This is a genomic window from Variovorax sp. 10N412 (assembly GCF_056394985.1).
In genome coordinates, this window is sequence record NZ_JBFTIO010000017.1 from 34344 (window position 1) to 55811 (window position 21468).

At 69.0% G+C, this 21468-nt stretch carries 15 protein-coding genes; 8 read left to right on the plus strand and 7 right to left on the minus strand.

All coding sequences use genetic code 11. The annotated features are described in order from the left end of the window. A complete protein-coding gene (gene glpK / locus AC1DJH_RS27530) occupies positions 1 to 1497 on the plus strand; it encodes a glycerol kinase GlpK (protein ID WP_472118219.1) in 1497 nt (498 codons plus the stop codon). Between the two features lie 22 nt (positions 1498 to 1519). Here the strand turns inward: glpK and AC1DJH_RS27535 are convergent, their stop codons facing one another. Next, entirely contained in the window at positions 1520 to 1990 is a 471-nt protein-coding gene (locus tag AC1DJH_RS27535) for an SH3 domain-containing protein (RefSeq protein ID WP_472118222.1), read from the minus strand. A 194-nt stretch (positions 1991 to 2184) separates the two neighbouring features. On the opposite strand from AC1DJH_RS27535, the gene AC1DJH_RS27540 reads away from it, so the two are divergent. Next, positions 2185 to 3834 carry a sulfatase-like hydrolase/transferase gene (locus AC1DJH_RS27540; protein ID WP_472118225.1) on the plus strand — a complete coding sequence of 550 codons (1650 nt, stop codon included), beginning with the start codon at positions 2185 to 2187 and terminating at the stop codon, positions 3832 to 3834. 25 nt (positions 3835 to 3859) lie between these two features. On the opposite strand, the gene AC1DJH_RS27545 is transcribed toward AC1DJH_RS27540, so the two are convergent. From AC1DJH_RS27545 to AC1DJH_RS27560, 4 genes are all read right to left on the minus strand, one after another. Continuing rightward, positions 3860 to 4816, minus strand: coding sequence for an alpha-E domain-containing protein (locus AC1DJH_RS27545; protein ID WP_280809968.1), 957 nt, complete (start codon positions 4814 to 4816; stop codon positions 3860 to 3862). Positions 4817 to 4845: 29 nt separating this feature from the next. Continuing rightward, complete coding sequence (locus tag AC1DJH_RS27550; protein ID WP_472118228.1) at positions 4846 to 6342, minus strand: circularly permuted type 2 ATP-grasp protein; 1497 nt, start codon at positions 6340 to 6342, stop codon at positions 4846 to 4848. A gap of 89 nt (positions 6343 to 6431) precedes the next feature. Further along, complete coding sequence (locus tag AC1DJH_RS27555) at positions 6432 to 7313, minus strand: oxepin-CoA hydrolase, alternative type (protein ID WP_472118231.1); 882 nt, start codon at positions 7311 to 7313, stop codon at positions 6432 to 6434. 199 nt (positions 7314 to 7512) lie between these two features. Further along, entirely contained in the window at positions 7513 to 9954 is a 2442-nt protein-coding gene (locus tag AC1DJH_RS27560; RefSeq protein WP_478187887.1) for a DNA internalization-related competence protein ComEC/Rec2, read from the minus strand. 140 nt (positions 9955 to 10094) lie between these two features. Here AC1DJH_RS27560 and AC1DJH_RS27565 point away from each other — a divergent pair, with 140 nt between their 5' ends. The 6 genes from AC1DJH_RS27565 to AC1DJH_RS27590 all read left to right on the plus strand — a co-directional run bounded on the left by AC1DJH_RS27565 (position 10095) and on the right by AC1DJH_RS27590 (position 19538). After that, positions 10095 to 13628, plus strand: coding sequence for a transglutaminase family protein (locus AC1DJH_RS27565; protein ID WP_472118237.1), 3534 nt, complete (start codon positions 10095 to 10097; stop codon positions 13626 to 13628). Between the two features lie 63 nt (positions 13629 to 13691). Next, on the plus strand, positions 13692 to 16472 hold the full coding sequence (locus tag AC1DJH_RS27570; protein WP_472118239.1) for a circularly permuted type 2 ATP-grasp protein: 2781 nt from the start codon (positions 13692 to 13694) through the stop codon (positions 16470 to 16472). Positions 16473 to 16595: 123 nt separating this feature from the next. After that, positions 16596 to 17417, plus strand: coding sequence for a basic amino acid ABC transporter substrate-binding protein (locus AC1DJH_RS27575; RefSeq protein WP_478187888.1), 822 nt, complete (start codon positions 16596 to 16598; stop codon positions 17415 to 17417). A 19-nt stretch (positions 17418 to 17436) separates the two neighbouring features. Beyond that, the gene (locus AC1DJH_RS27580; protein WP_472118244.1) at positions 17437 to 18396 is read left to right on the plus strand and encodes a transglutaminase family protein; all 960 of its coding nucleotides are present in this window, start codon (positions 17437 to 17439) and stop codon (positions 18394 to 18396) included. Beyond that, positions 18393 to 18851: a RidA family protein gene (locus tag AC1DJH_RS27585; RefSeq protein ID WP_435440138.1), complete on the plus strand. Its 459-nt coding sequence runs from the start codon at positions 18393 to 18395 to the stop codon at positions 18849 to 18851. The genes AC1DJH_RS27580 and AC1DJH_RS27585 overlap by 4 nt, the downstream gene beginning before the upstream one ends. 72 nt (positions 18852 to 18923) lie before the next feature. Then, positions 18924 to 19538, plus strand: coding sequence for a nucleotidyltransferase family protein (locus AC1DJH_RS27590; RefSeq protein ID WP_472118247.1), 615 nt, complete (start codon positions 18924 to 18926; stop codon positions 19536 to 19538). On the opposite strand, the gene AC1DJH_RS27595 is transcribed toward AC1DJH_RS27590, so the two are convergent. Together AC1DJH_RS27595 and AC1DJH_RS27600 are read right to left on the minus strand one after the other, a co-directional pair. After that, entirely contained in the window at positions 19510 to 20526 is a 1017-nt protein-coding gene (locus AC1DJH_RS27595) for a hypothetical protein (RefSeq protein WP_472118251.1), read from the minus strand. The two genes, AC1DJH_RS27590 and AC1DJH_RS27595, sit on opposite strands and share 29 nt — an antisense overlap. Further along, the gene (locus AC1DJH_RS27600) at positions 20523 to 21425 is read right to left on the minus strand and encodes a hypothetical protein (protein WP_472118253.1); all 903 of its coding nucleotides are present in this window, start codon (positions 21423 to 21425) and stop codon (positions 20523 to 20525) included. Before AC1DJH_RS27600 ends, AC1DJH_RS27595 begins: the two co-directional genes overlap by 4 nt. Between the last annotated feature and the right edge of the window lie 43 nt (positions 21426 to 21468).

A 21468-nucleotide genomic window follows, 5' to 3' on the forward strand; every position in this document is an offset into this window, starting at 1 on the left:
ATGACCACTTACCTGCTCGCCCTGGACCAGGGCACGTCCAGCTCCCGCAGCATCGTGTTCGACCGCGAAGGCCACATCGTCGCCATTGCCCAGAAGGAACTCACGCAGATCTACCCGCAGCCGGGCTGGGTCGAACACGACCCGATGGAAATCTGGCGCAGCCAGCTGGCCACCGCGCGCGAAGTGCTGGTGAAGGCGAAGCTGCAGCCCACCGACATCCATGCCATAGGCATCACCAACCAGCGCGAGACCACCGTGCTGTGGAACCGCAAGACCGGCCAGCCGGTGCACCACGCCATCGTGTGGCAGGACCGGCGCGCCGAGCCCCTGTGCGCCAGGCTGCGCGACGACGGCATGACGGACACCATCCGCGAGAAGACCGGGCTGGTGATCGACGCGTATTTTTCCGGCACCAAGCTGCGCTGGCTGCTCGACAACGTGCCCGGCGCGCGCGAACAGGCCGAGCGCGGCGAGCTGGCCTTCGGCACCATCGACAGCTGGCTCATGTGGCAGCTCACCGGCGGCAAGGTGCACGTGACCGACGTGAGCAACGCCTCGCGCACCATGCTCTTCAACGTGCACGACAACCGCTGGGACGCCGACCTGCTGAAGGCGCTGGACATTCCCGCCGCGCTCATGCCGAAGGTGCAGCCGTCGAGCTCGCACTTCGCAGACACCGACGCCGCCCTGCTGGGCCGCGCCCTGCCCATCGGCGGCGTGGCCGGCGACCAGCAGAGCGCCCTGTTCGGCCAGGCCTGCTTCGAGGCCGGCATGGCCAAGAACACCTACGGCACCGGCTGCTTCCTGCTGATGCACACGGGCGGCGCGTTCCAGCCCTCGCACAACGGCCTGCTCGTGACCAGCGCCGCGCAGGCCGACACCACGCCTCAGTACGCCATGGAAGGCAGCGTGTTCGTCGGCGGCGCGGTGGTGCAGTGGCTGCGCGACGGGCTCAAGGCCATCAAGGGCAGCGCCGAGGTGCAGTCACTCGCCGAGAGCGTGCCCGACGCGGGCGGCGTGATGATGGTGCCGGCCTTCACCGGCCTGGGCGCGCCCTACTGGGACGCGGACGCGCGCGGCACCATCACAGGCCTCACGCGCGGCACCACGGTCGCGCACATTGCGCGTGCCGCGCTGGAGAGCATCGCCTATCAGAGCGCCGCGCTGCTGCAGGCCATGAGCCGCGATGCGGTGGCCGCCGGCGGCAAGCCCGTGGCCGAACTGCGCGTGGACGGCGGCGCCAGCGTGAACGACCTGCTGATGCAGTTCCAGGCCGACCTGCTGGGCATTCCAGTGGTGCGGCCCGAAGTGATCGAGACCACGGCGCTGGGCGCGGCCTACCTCGCCGGACTGTCGACGGGCGTCTACAGCGACGCGCGCCAGTTGTCCAAGCTGTGGAAGGTCGAGCGCCGCTTCATCCCGACCATGGGCCGCGCGCAGGCCGAGGAATCGATGGCGCGCTGGGAGCGCGCGGTGCGCCAGGCCACGGCGACCTGATTCCGCGCGGCCTTCGCGTTGTCTACCAGCCCCAGGTGAGGCGCTTCGACACCCAGCCGGTGGCGCCGTCTTCGTGCCGCACCTTGAGCCAGTCGCCGCGGCGCTCCAGCGTGCGCAGCACGTCGCCGTAGCCCGCCTTCATCACCACCGGGCTGCGCGTGCTCGGCGAGCGGCGCAGGTTGGCCGCCCGGGCATTCACGACGTGATGCGGCGTCTTGTCGGTCATGCGGCGGAACACCCAGGCCTTGTCGCCCTCGAAGTCGCTGACGTGCAGCCATTCGCCTTTTCTGCCGATCACCTTGAACGGGTAGCCCTTGTTCACCGTCCAGTGCGTCTCGTGGCGCGGGCCCGGGCCGGTGCGCATGTTCAGCGTCTTCACGGCCACGCTGACCATCTGTTGCTGCTGTGCGGCGGAGGCGGAGGCGGACGGCAAGGTCATCCACGAGAGGGCGAATGCGAGCAACAAGGCGGGCAGGCGAATGAATCTGGACATGGAGCGGAGCTTCCTTTTCTCTCAAGCGTGAAGAATGTCCGGCGGTGCCGGGAGAGCCCGTCTGGGAGCCCGAGGCCCGATAAGTTCCGCGGGCATTTCCCTGAAAGCACCTCGCGGCCATCGGGGCACCGAGGCACGCCGCATATGTCGCACGGCAGAATGCGCCCGCCCCGACCCTGCCGCGCGCCGACCGCTTGACCACCTTTCCCTCGCACCCCTCCCCGCCATGCCGCGCGTCCGGCCGCGGCGCCCTGCTCGCCTGCGGCGTGGTCGGCGCCACGCTGCTGGCGCTCATCGCCCTGGGCCACGACGGCCGCCGCATCGCGCAGCTCGCGGTGCTGGCCGCCCCCGCAGTGCTGTGGCTGCTGTGGCCGTTGCGCAGCGCGCGCATGCGGCAGTTGCGCGCGGTGCTCGTCTGGCTCTGGGTGATGGGCTTCGCGCTCGACGGCGCGGTGCGCGCCTACCTGCTCGACACCTACCAGGCCGCGCCCGACGGCGCGATGGTGCTGGGCGCCGCGGCGAACACCAATGCGCGCGAAAGCGGCGAGTACCTCCGGATGCACTGGCGCTCGGCGGTCGTGTGGTGTGCGGTGGTCGTCGCGGCGGGCGTGCTGGTGGGCATGTTCGCCCGGCGCGGCGCGCGCGCCTCGGCCTCCAGGGTCGGCCTGTCACGCTGGATCACGGGGCTGGTCGTGCTCGCGCTGCTCGTGTCCTGCGTGGCCTATGCGAGCAAGCCATGGCGCCGGCTGCATCCTGCGATCTTCTGGACCCAGTGGGTGGACTCCCTTCACACGCTGCAGGCCGCCTGGGCCGACCAGCAGAAGCAGCGCGACCGCCTCACGGCGCAGGCGCAGGCCATCGCGCCCGTCGTCACACAGGCGGGACCTTCCACCGTGGTGCTGGTCATTACCGACAGCATCAACCGCGACAACATGGGCCTGTACGGCTACGGCCGTCCGACCACGCCGCGCCTGCAGGCGCACAAGGCGCAGACCGGCGACCAGATGACTGTGCTGAAGAACGCATGGTCGGTCGACGCCAGCACCCTGCCCTCGCTGCGCAACATGTTCCATTTCGGGCTGCCCGACAGCGAGAACCCGCCGCACGTGCTGGCCCTGGCGCGCGCCGCGGGCTACAAGGTCTGGTGGATCAGCAACCACGACGACCTGGCCATCGAGCAGCAGCACGCGCGCTTCGCCGACGTGGTCGACATGGTCAACCGCACGCCCGGTCGCGCCAGCGCGTCACTCGACGGCGAGATCCTCGACTGCGTGCAGGAGGCCTTTGCGGACACCAGCACCGACCGCAAGCTGATCGTGGTTCACCTGATGGGCGCGCACCCGCACTACAGCCTGCGCTTTCCGGCGAATGCCAACCCCTTCGACGACGACGCGGACGCGGTCGAGAGCGGCTTGGTGAAGGAAGGCCGCTCTGCCTGGGTGCGGCGCTTTCGCCAGGAGTACGACGCCGCGCTGCTCTACCACGACTTCGTGGTGTCGGAGCTGCTGCAGCAGACCCGTACCGCGGGCAAGCCGGACGAATACAGGGCCTGGATGTACCTGTCGGACCACGGGCAGGAGGTGGGCCACGTCAGCGACCGCGCGGGCCACAGCCCGTCGACCGCCTCGGGCTACCGCATTCCGGCAGTGGTGTGGCGCAACCAGCAACCCTGGCTGCCGGATGCCGCCCAGCAACCGTTCCGCGCGGACTGGACGGGGTGGACGCTGATGGACATGCTGCACATCCGGTGGAACGGGCAGAAGCCCGAGCGCAATGTGCTGGGGGGCGCCTACCGCTGGGAGGCGCCAGGGATTCCGGTGGCCGTCGAATCGTTCTCGCGCTGAGAACGATCGACGAACTGCCCCGTGCTCAGTGCGCCGGAACCAGAAAGTCCTGGCTGATGCGCCCGCCCAGTTCGTTCACACGATCGAGGAACTGCGTGAGGTAGGCGTGCAGCCCGGTCGCCAGGATCTCGTCGACCCGCGCGTACTGCAGGTCGGCCAGCAACTTGCCGGCACGGCGCTGCGTTTCGGCGCTCTGCTCGTTCTGCACCTTGGCCAGGTTGCTCACCACCTCGGCCAGGCTCGCATGCAGCGAGCGCGGCATGTCCGCGCGAAGGATCAGCAGCTCGGCCACGCGCTCGGGCTTGATCACGTCGCGGTACACCTTGCGGTACACCTCGAAGGCCGAGACGCTGCGCAGGATCGCGCTCCAGTGATAGAAGTCGTACTCTTGGTCTTCCTCGGTGGCGGCACCGAAGAACTCGCTGTTCAGCGCGTGAAACTTCACGTCCACCAGCCGCGCGGTGTTGTCCGCGCGCTCGAGGAAGGTGCCCAGGCGCGAGAAGTAGAAGGCCTCGTCCTGCAGCATGGTGCCCAGCGTCACGCCGCGCGACAGGTGCGAGCGGAACTTGACCCATTCGAAGAACTGGCCCGGGTCGCGCTCGAAGTCGCCCTGGCGCAGCATGCGGTTCACTTCGAGCCAGGTGGTGTTCTGCGTTTCCCAGGCTTCGGTGGTGAGCGCGCCGCGCACGGCGCGCGCGTTCTCGCGCGCAGCCTTCAGGCAGGAGACGATCGACGAGGCGTTGCTCTCGTCCTTGACCATGAATTCCATCACCTCGTTGGGCGCGATCTGCTCATACTTCTTGTTGTAGAGCGGCAGCAGCTCGCTGATGGACAGCACGCCCTGCCAGCCGTACTTGGCGACTTCGGCCGACTGGGGCAGCAGCGAGGTCTGGTAGTTGACGTCCAGCATGCGCGCGGTGTTCTCGGCACGCTCGGTGTAGCGGGACATCCAGTAGAGGTGGTCTGCGGTGCGTGAAAGCATCGTGTGTTCTCCTAGTTCCTTGCCTGCACTCAGACCGACGACGACTGGCTTTGCGACTGCGATTGCGCCTTGGGCGCGCGCTCTGCTTCGAGAATCCAGGTGTCCTTGGTGCCACCGCCCTGCGACGAATTGACCACCAGCGAACCTTCCTTCAGCGCCACGCGCGTGAGGCCGCCGGGCACCATCTGCACCTCGCTGCCCGAGAGCACGAAGGGGCGCAGGTCGATGTGGCGCGGCGCAATGCCCGCGTCAACGAAGGTGGGCGAGGTCGACAGGCTCAGCGTGGGCTGGGCGATGTAGCCGTCGGGCTTGGCGATCACGGCCTTCTTGAAGTCCTCGATCTCGGCCTGCGTGGCGGCCGGGCCGATCAGCATGCCGTAGCCGCCGGCGCCGTGCACTTCCTTGACGACCAGGTCCTTCATGTTGTCGAGCGTGTACTGCAGCTCGTCCTTGTTGCGGCACATGTAGGTGGGCACGTTCTTCAGGATGGGCTTTTCGCCGAGGTAGAACTCGATCATCTTGGGCACGTAGGGGTAGATCGACTTGTCGTCGGCCACGCCGGTGCCCACAGCGTTGCAGATCACCACGTTGCCCGCGCGGTAGGCGCGCATGAGGCCGGCGGTGCCGAGCGTGGAGGTGGAGCGGAACACGTCGGGGTCGAGGAAGTCGTCGTCCACGCGGCGGTAGATCACGTCGACCCGCTTGGGGCCGCGCGTTGTGCGCATGTAGACGAAGTCGTCCTTGACGAACAGGTCCTGCCCCTCGACCAGTTCAATACCCATCTGCTGCGCGAGGAAGGCGTGCTCGAAGTAGGCGCTGTTGTACATGCCGGGCGTGAGCACCACCACCGTGGGCTCGGCCGTGGCGGGCGGCGCGCTCGCGCGCAGGGTTTCGAGCAGCAGGTCGGGGTAATGCGCGACCGGCGCGATGCGGTTCTGGTTGAAGAGCTCGGGGAAGAGCCGCATCATCATCTTGCGGTTTTCGAGCATGTAGCTCACGCCGCTCGGCACGCGCAGGTTGTCTTCGAGCACGTAGTACTCGCCGTTGCCGTCGGCATCGGGGGCACGCACGATGTCGATGCCCGAGATGTTGGAGTAGACGTTGTGCGGCACCGTGACGCCCATCATCTCGGGGCGGAACTGCGCGTTGTTCAGGATCTGCTCGGCCGGGATGATGCCGGCCTTGATGATGTCCTGGTCGTGGTAGACGTCGTGCAGGAACCGGTTGAGCGCCGTGACACGCTGCACCAGCCCCTTTTCCATGCTCGCCCACTCGTGGGCGGGAATGATCCGGGGCAGCAGGTCGAACGGAATGAGCCGCTCGGTGCCGGAGCCGTCTTCATCCTTCGCGCCGTAGACGGCGAAGGTGATCCCGACCCGGCGGAATATCATTTCCGCCTCTTCGCGCCTCGAACGCATCACCTCGCCGGGTTGCTTCGCAAGCCATTGGTCGTAGCGCTTGTAGTGCTGTCGGATCGCAGCCCCCGAATAGGGCAACTGCTCATACATCTCATCGAATTTGTGCATGGAACGACCAATCTCCTAGAGCCATAGCTTAGCAAGTTCGAGGCCAGTAGAACCCCTTATGCCAGGCCAGGAGACGGGGCTGACGGCTTTTATTTTCCAGGCTGCGCCGCGGGCCCTTCGCTCGCCGTGTGCTTTTTGCGGGGCGAAAGAAATGCCTTGATGCGATCGCCGCTCTCGTCGCCGTAGAGGCTGGCGAGGAAGGATTCGCGCTCCGCGTCGAGCTGCTCGCGACGGCTGCGCCCGCGCGCGCCGTGCACCAGCTGCTTGATGCGGGCCTGGGCCTCGAAAGGGCCGCGCGCGAGCTGCTGCGCCCATTCGAGCGCCGCTGCATAGGCGGTGCCGCTGGGCACCACCTTGTTGACCACGCCCCAGCCGTGCAGGCGCTCGGCGCTGACGGGCGTGCCGTCGAGCAGCATCTCCAGGGCGGCCTGCGGCGGCAGCGCGCGCGCCAGCGAATCGGTGCCGCCGGCGTCCGGCGACAGGCCCATGTTGACGTACGACATGGCGAATTTGGCGTCCTCGGCGGCCACGATGAGGTCACAGGCCAGGCACACCGAGAAGCCGCCGCCCATGGCCGCGCCCTCGACGGCGGCAATCACCGGTTGGGGCGCCTCGTGCAGCGCCATGATCCATTCGTGCAGCGCGTCGATGTGGCCGCGCTGCTCCTCCACCGGGAACTTGCGCTGCCGGGCAAGCCGCTTCAGGTCGCCGCCGCCTGAAAAATGCGCACCCTCGCCCGTCAGCACGATGGCGCGCACGGTGCGAAACCCCGCCGTGGCCCGCACGGCCTGGGCGGCGGCGCGGTAGACCGACGGATTGAGCGCGTTGCGCGCCTTGGGGTTGCTCAGCGTCAGGACCAGCACCGCGCCTTCCCGATGCGTGCGAAGGCGCGCGCCGGGGGCCTCCGGGGCCGGCGCCCCGGGCGCGTCGCTGCCGTGGCCGGTCATGGCGGAGATGGATTCGGCGGTCATGGGCACGGTCCGACGAACGGCGGCTGCCTGAAATTGCAAGGGGAGCGCATGGTGTTTCCTTTCGGAATGAATACGAAGGTACACAACGCATCGGATTCACAAAGGCATGACACGGTCCGTTCTTTACCCGTCATTTTTAACAATTTGTTCACGCTTTTGGGCATTCAAAAGCACCTGCAAATCCGACCTGACCAAAAAGTCAGCCCGGTTCTGACGGCAGGCGGTGCTGCCAGTACCGCGCACGCCGCTCGCGCTTGCAGCGCACGTCGGCCGGCCGGGCGCTCGACCAGTGCGCCGCGCCACAACGGGTGTTCTCGACCAGCCGCACGTTGCGCTGTGTGTACCGGTCGAGCACCTCCGGCGCCGGATGGCCGAACCTGTTGCGGTAGCCGGCCTGGACCAGCGCGATGCGCGGGCGCACCGCGTCGAGGAACGGTGCGCTGGACGAGGTCTTGCTGCCGTGGTGGGGTGCCAGCGGCACGTCGGCACGCAGCAGATCCGGCGTGCGCGCGACCAGCGCGGCCTCCTGCAGGCGCTCGATGTCGCCCGCCAGCAGCGCCGTGGCGCGGCCGTTGCCGATGCGCAGCACGCACGACACGGCATTGGGCCGGGTGAAGCTGCGGTAGTCGGCGTCGAACGGATGCAGCACCTCGAAGCTCACACCGTCCCAAGTCCAGCGCTGGCCCGCTTCGCAGCGCTGCGCCGGGCGAAGTGCCTGCAGCGGATGCGTGGCCTCGATGGAGCTCAGCAGGGCCGCCTGCGGCTGCATCGCGAGCACGGCCGGCGCGCCGCCGGTGTGGTCGCTGTCGCGGTGGCTCAGCACCAGCATGTCGAGGCGTTCTCCCTGGGCGCGCAAAAGCGGCACCAGCACGCGATGGCCGGCGTCGCTGTCGAGGCTGTAGCGCGGACCGGCGTCGTACAGCAGGCTGTGCGTCGCGGTGCGCACCAGCACCGCATTGCCCTGCCCGATGTCGGCCGCGAGCAGTTCGAAGTCGCCAATGGCGGGCCGGGGCGCCTGCCACAGGAGCACGGGCAGCAGCAGCGGCACGCCGAGCGCGCGCAGCGACCACGGCAGTCGCATCGCCAGCAGCATGCCCCCCGCCACGCCAAAGGCGGCCGCCCACGCGGGCGGCGCCGCCATCGACACCGTGGCCCAGGGAAGGCCGGCGAGCCATTGCAGCAGCAGCGTGAGCCACCGCACGGCCTGGGCCCCGAGGTCCCACGACGGCGCCACGGCCACACCGAGCATCGCCAGCGGCGTGACGACCAGCGTGACCCACGGAATCGCCACCGCATTGGCCAGCAAGCCGACCAGCGACACCTGCTGGAACAGCAGCAGGCCGAGCGGCGTGATCGCCAGCGTGATAACCCATTGCTCGCGCAGGAACTGGAAGAGCCGCGAAGACGCATGCGTATTCTTCTCTCCGGGCACCGCCGCATCGGCGGCGAACAGCACGCCGACCGCCACGAAGCTGAGCCAGAAACCCGCCTGCATCAACGCCCACGGATCGGCCGCCACCACCACGGCGGCCGTCAGCAGCCACACATGCGGCCAGGGCCAGCGCCGCCCGGTGAGGCGCAGCAACGCCACCGTCGCGAGCATCCAGACCGTGCGCTGCGAGGGCACGCCCCAACCGCTGAAAAGCGCATAGAGCGCGGCCAGCAGCAAGCCGCCGACCAGCGCGGCCAGCAGCAAGCCGCCGACCAGCGCGGCCTGTGGCGCCGGCACGCGCAGCATGAGCCGGGTGCTGCGCCGCCAGAGCCAGCCGACGACGTGCGCGGCAAGCCAGGCGAACATGGTGATGTGAAGGCCCGAGATCGACATCAGGTGGGCCACGCCCGTCGCGCGAAAGACGTCCCAGCCCGCGCGGTCGATGGCGCTCTGGTCGCCGGTGACCAGGGCCGCGATCACACCCGCCTGGCCGCGGTCGGGCACCCGCGCGAACACGGCGTCGCGCACCGATTCCCGTGCGCGCTCGACCGGGCGCAGCCATGTGGTCGACAGCAGGGCCGGGGCCGCGTCGCGCGCACCTGTGCGCACGTAGCCGCTGGCATGCAGACCTTGCTCCCACATCCACAGCTCGCCGTCGAAGCCATGCGGGTTGCGGTTGCCGTGCGGCGCCTTGAGCCGCACCGTGAAGCGCCAGCGCTCGCCGGCATGCGGCGCATCGGCGAGGTCTTCGGCATACCAGCCGAGCGCGATGCGGTCGGGCACGAGCGGCGGCGTGCCTTCGGTGCGGTCGGCCCAGCGCGCGGATTCGACGTCCAGACGGAATCGCGCGCCGGCCTCGTTGCGTTGAGGCATTTCCGCGACGACGCCGGTCACCTGCAGGTCGCGCCCTTCGAGTCCGGGACGCAGCGCGCCCTGCGCATAGGCCACGGCGCGCCACCCCGCGAGGCCCGCGCCAGCCATGGCGCCGCACACGAGCGCGATCGTCACGAGCAGTTGCGCCGGCAAGCGCCGCCACGCGAGGCCAGCCACGGCAGCCAGCAGCAATGCGGCATAAAGCCATGCCGGCCACAGCGTCGGTTGCTGCAGCTGCAAGGCCGCGCCAAGCAGCGAGCCGCCCAGTGCGGCGAAGGTGCCTGCGCCGCGCGCAACACCGGCCACAGCACCGCCGGCCGTGCGAAACGACGTCAACTCGAGCCCCCCATCCCCATGATGCAAACCCTCCCCAGGTCGCGCTCAATGGCGCGTTAATTGCTTGGCATCTGGGCTAGTATGCGTCTCACCAGAGACATCTTTTCGATGCAATCTGTCAGTACTGCACACAAAAACGCATGTCCATTCACGCCGCTCTCCACCACGTCACTCACTACAAATACGACCGCCTGGTGCAGTTGGGCCCGCAGGTCGTGCGCCTGCGTCCCGCGCCGCATTGCCGCAGCAACGTGATCTCGTACTCGCTGCGGGTCGAACCCGCCGAGCACTTCGTCAACTGGATGCAGGACCCGTTCGCCAACTACCAGGCGCGGCTCGTGTTCCCCGAGAAAACGCGCGAATTCAAGGTCACCGTCGACCTCGTGGTCGAGATGGCGGTCTACAACCCCTTCGACTTCTTCCTCGAGCCGCAGGCCGAGAACTTCCCGTTCAAGTACACGGCCTCGCAGGCCGAAGAGCTCGCGCCCTACCTCGTGGCCGACCCGGTCACACCGCTGCTGGAGGCCTACCTCGACAAGGTCGACCGCAAGGAACAGCGCACCATCGACTTCCTGGTGGGCATCAACCAGCAGGTGCAGCAGGACGTCAACTACCTGATTCGCATGGAACCCGGCGTGCAGACGCCGGAAGAAACGCTCGCCAGCGGCAGCGGCTCGTGCCGCGACTCGGGCTGGCTGCTGGTGCAGTTGCTGCGCCACATGGGCTTGGCCGCGCGCTTCGTCTCGGGCTACCTGATCCAGCTCACGCCCGACGTGAAGTCGCTCGACGGCCCGAGCGGCACCACGGTCGACTTCACCGACCTGCACGCCTGGTGCGAGGTGTTCCTGCCGGGCGCCGGCTGGATCGGCCTGGACGCCACCTCGGGCCTGATGGCCGGCGAAGGCCACATTCCGCTGGCCTGCACGCCGTCGCCGTCGAGCGCCGCGCCCATCGAGGGCGGCGTCGACGAGTCCGAGGTCGAGTTCGGCCACGAGATGAAGGTCACGCGCATCTACGAATCGCCGCGGGTCACCAAGCCCTACACCGAAGAGCAATGGTCCGAAGTGCTGGCCCTGGGCGACGCAGTCGATGCGCGCCTGAAGGCCGGCGACGTGCGCCTCACCATGGGCGGCGAACCCACCTACGTGGCCACCAGCGACCGCGACGCGCCCGAGTGGAACACCGACGCCCTCGGCCCCACGAAGCGCGGCTACGCCACCGAACTCGTGCATAAGCTGCGCGCCGAATACGGCAGCGGCGGCTTCCTGCATTTCGGCCAGGGCAAGTGGTACCCCGGCGAGCAGTTGCCCCGATGGGCGCTGTCGATCTTCTGGCGCGCCGACGGCCAGACGCTGTGGCACGACCACGAGCTGTTCGCCGACGAACGCTTTCCCACGCACTACACGAGCGAAGACGCGCGCCGCTTCACCACCGTGCTGTCGCACAAGCTCGGGCTGACCGAGCGCTACATCCAGCCCGGCTACGAAGACACCTACTACTACCTCTGGCGCGAACGCCGCCTGCCGGTGAACGTCGACCCCTTCGAATCGAAGCTCGACGACGAACTCGAACGCGTGCGCCTGCGCCGCGTGTTCACGCAGAAGCTCGACGCGGTGATCGGCTACATGCTGCCCATCGAGCCGGGCAACGCCGATGGCGACGCGCCTGCGCTCGCCGGCCCGGGCTGGAAGACCGGCCCCTGGTTCCTGCGCGACGACCGGCTGTACCTGATTCCGGGCGACTCGCCCATGGGCTACCGCCTGCCGCTCGATTCGCAGCCGTGGGCGAGCAAGGGCGACTACCCCTACCTGATCGAACGCGACCCGACCGCGCCGCGCGGTGTGCTGCCGAGCGCCACCGACTACCGCGCGCGCTATGCCGAGACTTCGACGTCGGCGCCGCAAGGAGACCGCGGCGCCGTCCCGTACGCCTTCGGCACGCCGCCGGTGGTGCCCGCGGCACTGCGCATGCAGGGTGCCGGAAGCGCCGCCGCCGCGACTGCGTCCGCAGGCACAGGGCCCGCAGCCGCCGCCCAAGACGCCGAAGACATCGGCAATGCCGCCACGCGCCAGCCGCTGCGCGGCGAGTCCGCCCACTGGGTCACGCGCACCGCGCTGTGCGTCGAGGTGCGCGACCCGCGCCGCGCCAACGGCCCGTCGGCCGAGAAGAAGGGCAGCGCCTCGGGTGTGCTCTACGTCTTCATGCCGCCTCTGGCGCGCCTGGAGGACTACCTCGACCTGGTCGCGGCTGTCGAAGCCACCGCGCGTGACCTGGGCGTGCGCATCGTGATGGAAGGCTATCCGCCGCCGCGCGACCCGCGCCTGAAGATGCTGGCCGTCACGCCCGATCCGGGCGTGATCGAGGTCAACATCCACCCGGCCCACAACTGGAAGGAACTGGTCGCGCACACCGAGTTCCTCTACAACGCCGCGTTCGAAACCCGCCTGTCGGCCGAGAAGTTCATGACCGACGGGCGCCACACCGGCACCGGCGGCGGCAACCACTTCGTGATGGGCGGCGCCACGCCCGCCGACAGCCCGTTCCTGCGCCGGCCCGAGCTGTTGGCCAGCCTGCTGCTGTACTGGCACAACCACCCCTCGCTGAGCTATCTGTTCTCGGGCATGTTCATCGGCCCGACCAGCCAGGCGCCACGCGTGGACGAAGCGCGCAACGACCAGGTCTACGAGCTCGAAATCGCCCTGCAGGAAATCGCCAAGAACCGCGAGATCTACGGCGCCAACATGCCCGCGTGGCTGGTCGACCGCACGCTGCGCAACATCCTGATCGACGTGTCGGGCAACACGCACCGCAGCGAGTTCTGCATCGACAAGCTCTACTCGCCCGACTCCAGCACCGGCCGCCTGGGCCTGCTGGAACTGCGCGCCTTCGAAATGCCGCCGCATGCGCGCATGAGCATCGCGCAGCAGCTGCTGATCCGCGCGCTGGTCGCCCGGTTCTGGGACGAACCCTACAAGGCCCCCGTCACCCGCTGGGGCACCGAGCTGCACGACCGCTTCCTGCTGCCGACCTTCGTCAAGATGGACTTCGACGACGTCATCAGCGAAATGCGCCAGGCCGGTTTTGCGTTCGATCCCGACTGGTTCGCGCCGCACTTCGAGTTCCGCTTCCCGCTGGTCGGCCAGATGCAGGCCATGGGCGTGGAGCTGTCGCTGCGCAACGCGCTGGAGCCGTGGCACGTGATGGGCGAAGAGGGTTCGGCGGGCGGCACGGTGCGCTATGTCGATTCGTCGCTCGAACGCATCGAGGTGCGCGTGACCGGCCTGAATGAAAGCCGCCACGTCATCACCGTCAACGGCAAAGTGCTGCCGCTGCAGCCCACCGGCGTCACGGGCGAGTTCGTGGCCGGCGTGCGCTACAAGGCCTGGAACCCGCCCTCGGCCTTGCACCCCAGCATTCCGGCCCATGCGCCCTTGACCTTCGACCTGGTCGACACCTGGATGAAGCGCTCGCTGGGCGGCTGCCAGTACTTCGTGGCCCATCCGGGCGGACGCAACTACGACACCTTCCCGGTGAACGCCTACGAGGCCGAAAGCCGCCGCCATTCGCGCTTCACGCGCACCGGCCATACGCCGGGCCTCATGCGCACCCCGCCGGCAACCATCGAGTTGCCGGGCAGCCGCGAATTCCCGTTCACGCTGGACCTGCGGCGATAAGGGGACATTCCGCACACGGCTGCCACGGACACCCCGTGACGGCGGTGTGACAATCCCCCTCCTGTGGAACCTTTGAACGAATCCCTGTTCGACGCCCAGGCACTGGACTTTCCAGCGGCCCTGGCGTCGGCGCTCGCCCCGGCCGCGCTGCCCGGCCATTTCGACGAACTGCGCGGCAAGGCCACGGCGGTCGTGCCCGCGCGGCCGGCGCCCGGCGCGGCACCCGCCCCTGCCGCCGCTCCGCTGCTGTACGACGCCGCCACGGAACGCCCGGTCATGCCGGCCCCGCCGCTGCCCCTGCCGCAATCGCAGTCTCAAACGCAGTCGTCGCAATCCCAATCCCAATCGCAATCCCAGTCTCAGTCACAAGGCCCGTCCGGCGAACAACCGCCGCTCACCCCCGCCTGGAATGCCTTCTTCGAGCAACTCGGCCCGGGCGGCTTCAACGACCTGCCACGGCGCGCCGTCAGCCTCGAGCGCCAGATCCGCGACAACGGCGTCACCTACAACGTCTACGCCGACGCCAACGGCCCGCAGCGGCCCTGGTCGCTCGACCTGTTCCCGCTGATCGTCTCGCCCGAAAGCTGGAGCCAGATCGAGGCCGGCGTGCTGCAGCGCGTGCGCGTGCTCGACCGCGTGATGGCCGACGTCTACGGCCCGCAGCAGTTGCTGGCCGAAGGACTCATTCCGCCGGCGCTGGTGAGCGGCCACCCCGGCTACCTGCGCGCGCTGCACGGCGTGAAGCCGCCCGGCGACACCTGGCTGCACATCACGGCCTTCGACCTCGCGCGCGGCCCCGACGGCAACTGGTGGGTGGTGTCGCAGCGCACGCAGGCGCCGTCGGGCCTGGGCTACCTGCTCGAGAACCGCCTGGCCATCACGCGGCAGTTTCCGCAGGCCTTCGAGGCGCTGCACGTGCAGCGCCTGGCGGCCACCTACAGCGCCATGATGGAAGGGCTGCAGCGCATGTGCCCGGCCGGCGTGCCGCCGCACATCGCGCTGCTCACGCCCGGCCCGTACAACGAAACCTACTTCGAGCACGCCTACCTGGCGCGCTACCTGGGCATCACGCTGGTCGAGGGCAACGACCTCACCGTGCGCGACCAGCGGCTGTACCTCAAGACCCTGCAGGGCCTGCGCCCGGTGCACGGCCTCATCAAGCGGCTCGACGACCAGTACCTCGATCCGCTGGAGCTGCGCCCCGACTCCACCCTGGGCGTGCCCGGCCTGCTGCAGGCCATTCGCGCCGGCAACGTGCTGGTGGCGAACATGCCCGGCTCGGCCTTCCTCGAATCGCCGGCCCTGCTGGGCTTCCTGCCCGGGCTGGCGCGCCGCCTGATCGGCGAAAAGCTCAAGCTCCCCGCGCTGCCCACCTGGTGGTGCGGTGAACGCGCCGCGCTCGAGGCCGTGCTGCCGCAGCTCGGCGACTGCGCCATCAAGCCCACCTACCCCGGCTTCGAAGGCCGCGCCAGCTTCGACGCCGTGCTCGGCAGCCAGCTCGGCCGGCGCGAGCTCGACGAATGGGCCGGGCGCATCGTGCGCGAGGGCGACGTGCACACCGTGCAGGGCTACCTGCCGCTGTCGCAGATGCCCACCTGGGCCAATGACATGGGCCCGGGCCACATCGCGCCGCGCGCGATGCTGCTGCGCGTGTTCGCGGTGAGCGACGGTGCGCAGTCGTGGCGCGTGCTGCCCGGCGGCCTCGCCCGGCTCGCGGGCCCCGACGCGCAGATCGCCTCCATGCAGCGCGGCGGCAGCAGTGCCGACGTGTGGGTGCAAACGCATGGCGAAGTCGACCGCACCACCCTGCTGCAGCCGCACGCCACGCCGGCCTCGCTCGCGCGGCACCGCGCGCCCGTCACCAGCCGAGCGGCGGAAAACATGTTCTGGCTCGGCCGCTACACCGAGCGCGCCGAGAACGCGGTGCGCCTGGCACGCCTCACGCTCAACCTGCTGGGCGGCGAAGACCAGTCCTCGCGCCCGCTGCTCGAATGGCTGCACCGCATGGCGCTGCGCAACGCGCTGGTGCCGGCCGAGGCGCCGAGCGCGCCGCAGTCGCGCCGCGTGTTCGAGCGCGCACTCGTGGCCGAGCTGGGCGACGTGGCGCATGGCGGCAGCGTGGGCTACAGCCTGCGCTGCATCCGCGAGGCGGCCGCCGCCGTGCGCGAGCGCCTGTCGCAGGACAACTGGAACCAGATCGTCCGCGCCGAGACCGAATTTTTGCGCCGCGCCGCCGAGCAGGCCGGCGAAGGCAGCTTTGCCACCAGCGCCGCGCTGCGCGCGCTCGAATCCGCCAGCACCGCGCTGGCCGCCATGACCGGCGCGCAGACCGACCGCATGACGCGCGACGACGCCTGGCGGCTGCTGTCCATCGGGCGCCACATCGAGCGCCTGGGGTTCCTGTCGAACGCGCTGGAGGCCGGTTTCGAGAACGGCGCCGTGCATGAGGTGAGCGGCTTCGAAGCCATGGTGGCGCTGTTCGACAGCACCATCACCTTCCATGCGCGCTACCAGCAGCGCCGCGACGTCGCCACCATGGTCGACCTGCTGGTGCTCGACGCCGAGAACCCGCGCTCGCTCGCCTGGGTCACGCAGACCCTGCGCGGGCGCATCGCGCGGCTGGCCGGCAGCGCGCCGGGCAAGCTCACCGCGCTGTCCTACGAACTGCCCGACCCGTCCAGCTGGACGCTGGAGCACCTCTGCGCCGCCGGACCCGACGCGAACTATCCAGCGCTTCTGGAGCTGCTCGCCAACTGCGAGAGTGCCGCCTACCATGTGTCGGACGCCATCGGCACACGCTACTTCACGCTGACTTCGGAATCGCTGCGCTCCGTAGGCGCTTGAACGGGCACTCCCCCATGCTTCGCACACTTCGTGTCGCTTCGCACACCCCTCGCGGGGGGTCAACGCCTGCGGCCCGGCAAAGCCGGTTCCGCGGCGTTCCACGATAAATTCAAGGAGACGCGCATGCGCTGCACCGCCATCAACCGCCGCTTCGTACTGACCGCCTCGGGCCTGTGCATGGCTCTCGCTATCGCCGGCTGCGGCAAGCAGGAGCCCGCCCCGCCCGCGGCCTCGAGCGCCGCACCGGCCGCCGCTCCCGCCCGCGTGCTCGTGGTCGGCACCGACGCCGCCTATACCCCCTTCGAGTCGCAGAACGACAAGGGCGAGATCGTGGGCTTCGACATCGACGTGGTGAAGGCCGTCGCGCAAAAGGCCGGCATCGAGGTCAAGTTCGTGAACACGCCATGGGAAGGCATTTTCAATGCGCTCGACCAGGGCGACCGCGACCTGCTGGTGTCGGCCATCACCATCACCGACGAGCGCCGCCAGACCATGGACTTCTCGCAGCCGTATTTCGACGCGAAGCAGCTTATCGCCGTGAAGAGCGATTCGCCCGTGGCGAAGTTCGACGACCTCAAGACGCTCAGGGTGGGCGTGCAGAACGGCACCACGGGCGACGAAGTGGTCGGCAAGCTGCTGGGCAAGGCGAACACCGCCATCAAGCGCTTCGAGTCCACGCCGCTCGCGCTGAAGGAACTCGAAGCCGGCGGTGTGCAGGCGGTGGTGGCCGACAACGGCGTGGTGGTGCACTACCTCGCCAACAACAGCGCAGGCGGCTTCAAGACGGTGAGCGATGCGGGCTTTCCGGTCGAGAAGTACGGCATTGCGGTGAAGAAGGGCAATGCCGGGCTGCTCGCCAAGATCAACCAGGGCCTCGAAGGCATCCGCACCGACGGCACCTACGCCAAGATCTACGCCGCGCACTTCGGTGCCGCGTCGAAGTAATCCACACACACCACGCGCCATGCTGCTCCACGTCACCCACGAAACGCGCTACGAGTACGCGCCGCCGGTCGAAACGGCGCAGCACCTCGCCCACCTGAAGCCGCTGGCCACCGATTCGCAGCGCCTCGTGAGCCACAAGCTCGCCATCGAGCCGCCGCCCGCGCAGCGCGGCGAGCGGCCCGACCTCTACGGCAACACGCGCGCCTTCTTCGCGCTCGAGTCCACGCACGACCGGCTCGTGGTCACGGCAGAGAGCGTGGTCGAGACCTCGGTGCCCGTGCTGTCGCCGGCCATTGCGCGCGAGCTGCCCTGGGAGACGGTGCGCGAGCGCTTTCGCTTTCGCAAGGACGCCACCTTCGACGCGGCCTCGGAGTTCGTCTTTCCGTCGCCCTACGTGCCGCGCCACGACGACTTCGCGGCCTACGCACGCGCCAGCTTCGTGCCCGGGCGCCCCACCTTCGACGTGGCGATGGACCTCACCGAGCGCATGTACGAAGACTTCGCCTACGACGCCGACAGCACCGAGATCAACACCCCCGCCGTCGAGGCGCTCGCCCAGCGCAAGGGCGTGTGCCAGGACTTCGCCCACATCATGATCGCGTGCTTCCGCACCCTGGGCCTGCCGGCGCGCTACGTGAGCGGCTACCTGCTCACGCAGCCGCCGCCCGGCCAGCCCCGGCTGGTGGGCGCCGACGCCTCGCACGCCTGGGTGTCGGTGTACCTGCCCGGCGAGGACAACGGCAGCCCCGGCGGCTGGGCCGACTTCGACCCCACCAACGGCCGCCAGCCCGGCGAGGACTACGTCACGCTGGCCATCGGCCGCGACTACTCCGACGTGTCACCGATGCGCGGTGTACTCCATGGCGGCGCCCGGCACACGCTGAGCGTCGGCGTGACCGTGCAGCCCGTGGGGGAAGTGGTCGAGGCGCTGGCGCAAACCCGGACACAATCACTTTCTCAAGACAAGGAGTCTCCATGAGCGTTTACGACAAACTTTCCAGCCTCGGCATCACCCTTCCCCCGGTCTCGGCGCCCGCCGCGGCCTACGTGCCCTTCGTGCGCACCGGCAACCTCGTGTTCCTGTCGGGCCACATCGCCAAGAAGGACGGCAAGGTCTGGGCCGGCCAGCTCGGCGCCAACATCACCACCGACGAAGGCAAGCAGGCCGCGCGTGCCATCGCCATCGACCTGCTGGGCACGCTGCACGCGGCCGTGGGCGACCTGAACAAGGTCACGCGCATCGTCAAGGTGATGAGCCTGGTGAACTCGGTCGGCACCTTCACCGAACAGCACCTCGTGACCAACGGCGCGAGCGAATTCTTCGCCGAAGTGTTCGGCCCCGAAAAGGGCGCGCATGCCCGCAGCGCCTTCGGCGTGGCGCAGATCCCGATGGGTGCCTGCGTGGAAATCGAGCTGATCGCCGAAGTGGGCTGATCCCGCCCCGGGCGGCTACCGACATTCGAGGCCTGACGGCGGTGGTCGTCAGGCCTCTTTTCATTTGAAGCCATGACATCGACCCCCACCCAGTTCATCGCGCAGGCCAGGCAGGACCCGGTCAACGCCGCCCTGCTCTCGCGCCTGCCCGGCCTCGGCCTGCCCCAGGGTTTCCTCACCGCCGGAAGCCTCTTCCAGGCGACATGGAACCATCGCTGCGGCAAACCGCCCGGCTGGGGCGTGAAGGACTACGACGTCTTCTACTTCGACGACACCGACCTGTCGTGGGACGCCGAAGACGCCGTCATCCGCCGCGTGCAACAGGCCGTGGCCGACCTGGGCGCGACCGTCGAGGTGAAGAACCAGGCGCGCGTTCACCTCTGGTACGAAGCGCGCTTCAAGTCGCCCTACCCGCAGCTTCGGTCCACGCGGGACGGCATCGACCGCTACCTCATTGCGTGCACCCGCGTCGGCATCGACCTGGCCGACGGAACGCTCTATGCGCCCGACGGGCTCGACGACCTGGCCGCGGGCATCCTGCGCATGAACCCGATGCTGCCGATGCGCGAGCTGTTCCTCAAGAAGGCCGGCGACTACCAGGCCCGGTGGCCATGGCTCCAGGTCGTCCAGCCCGAGGCCGTGCGCAGCGACCGAGCGATTACTTGCGCTTCCAGCTCGCCACCGTGATGAACACGCCGGTCTCTTTCGCATCGCGCAAGCGAACGCTGTAGCGGCCGGCGCCGTCGGTGCCGTTGAAGACGATTTCGCGGCCCTCCTGCTCCGGGCTCGCGCCCTTGGTGAGTTCGCGGTAGGTGTCGACCAGCGCGCCGAGTTCGGCGTAGCTGCGCAGCGTCACTTCGGCGTCGGGCAGCTGCGGCTCGTTGCGTTGCGAGCGCTGGTAGTCGGTTCGCATCGGCTTGCCCGCGAGCGCCTTGGGCCGCACGATCTTGCCGGCGCTGGCCGTGCTGTTCACTTCGCCCGCCTGCACCAGCAGCGGGTGCAACGACGCCGGAAAGCCCGGCGGCAATTCATCCTTGCGCCAGCCCGGCACATCGGGCTGGCCCACGATGTACTCGACGCTGGCGATCTTCTGCGCGTCCGCGGCCTTTGCCGGGTCGTCGCTCTCGGCCATGGCCGCCAGGAAAGCCGGCAGCGTCTTGCCCCAGACGACCAGCGGCGCGGCGTCTGCCTGCCTGGCGCCGGCGGGCTGGAAGATCGACAGCACGGTCTGCGGTGCCGGGTTGCATACGTCGGGCTTGTCGCGCTCCGCCGCCGCCTTGCAATGGCCGTTGACCAACCCGAGCGCCAGCAGCTTGCCTTCGGCGTCGATCAGCATCGCGGCGCGTTTCTCGCCGTGGTCGCCGCCGTTGACTGACGCGATCACCTTGCGGCCGTCGGGCCACACCGTGCGCGTGATGTCGTGCCTGGAGCGCATGCCCTCGAGCACCTGTTGCGCAATGAGGCTGTCGGGCTCGGTGTAGCTGCCGCGCGCATAGCCGACCATCGCGACCACCGCAGCGCGAATGCCCGGCTGCTCGCTCAGGCGCAGCGGCGGCGCAGGCAACTCGGTGGTGACGGCCCCCGAGGCATCAGGTTGCGCGCCTTGTGCCTGGGCCCCGAGCGCGCAAGCGAACAGCAGCGACGCGACGACGGTTCTGGCAAGCGGTGCGTTCATTCGGCGAGTTCCATTTCAATGTTGGTGACCGCGGGCATGCGGCGCCCGTGCGTCAGATTGACAACAAAGGCCACGCCCTTGCTGCTGCCCGCGATGAAGCCCGTGGGGCCGTTCACGTGGGACACGAAGTCCTTGAGCGGCGGCGACAGCTGCTTGTAGAAGGCGATCACCTGCTCCTGGCTGTCGGTGGTCTGTAGGCGCATCACGCGGCCTGCCTTGGCGTTGCTCACCATCTGCTGGTAGGTGCTGTGGAGCTGCGCGTTCGGGTACAGCGGCACCTGCGCCGAAAAGCCCGTGGGCCGCTTCGCGGGGCGGGCCGCCATGTGCGCTGCGTCCAGCGTGACGTAGTCGGTGCGCACGATCTTCTCGTCCGCGCCGGAGACCAGGTCGTCCTTCGGCACCTGCGTGCTCCAGGTCAGCAGCGGCTGCGCCTCGGCGCGATCGACGCCGGGACGCAGGAACACCACCAGCTCCGCATGCTGGTCGTCGCCGCGGCAGGTCGGCGCGGCGCCGCAGCCGCGATGCACCAGCGCGGCGGCCAGCACTTCGCCGCTGCGGTCGTCGACCAGCACGGCGGCACGCTCGGCGCCGTCATTCATCCGGCGGTACGACGACAGCAAACGCCGCTCACCGGGCAACGCGAGTTCCTTGCGGTGCATGGCGGTGGCCAGCCCGTCGATCAGCTGTTCGGCCACAAGGCCTTCTTGCCAGAAGTACGAGCCCGACGCCATGCCCGCGAAGCGCACCACGGCACGGTCCAATGCGGGCACCTGCATGCCCTCGGCCTGGCCGCCGGCGTGCAGGAACGCCATGGGCTCGCCCGCCGAGGCGGTGCCCAGCGAGGAGAGTGAAAGAACCAGGAAAGCAGAGGAAAAAGCGAGTCGGAATCTGGAAGGCATCGAAGAGAAAAAAGAGAGAAAAGAGAAAAGCGGGAAGGGAGCG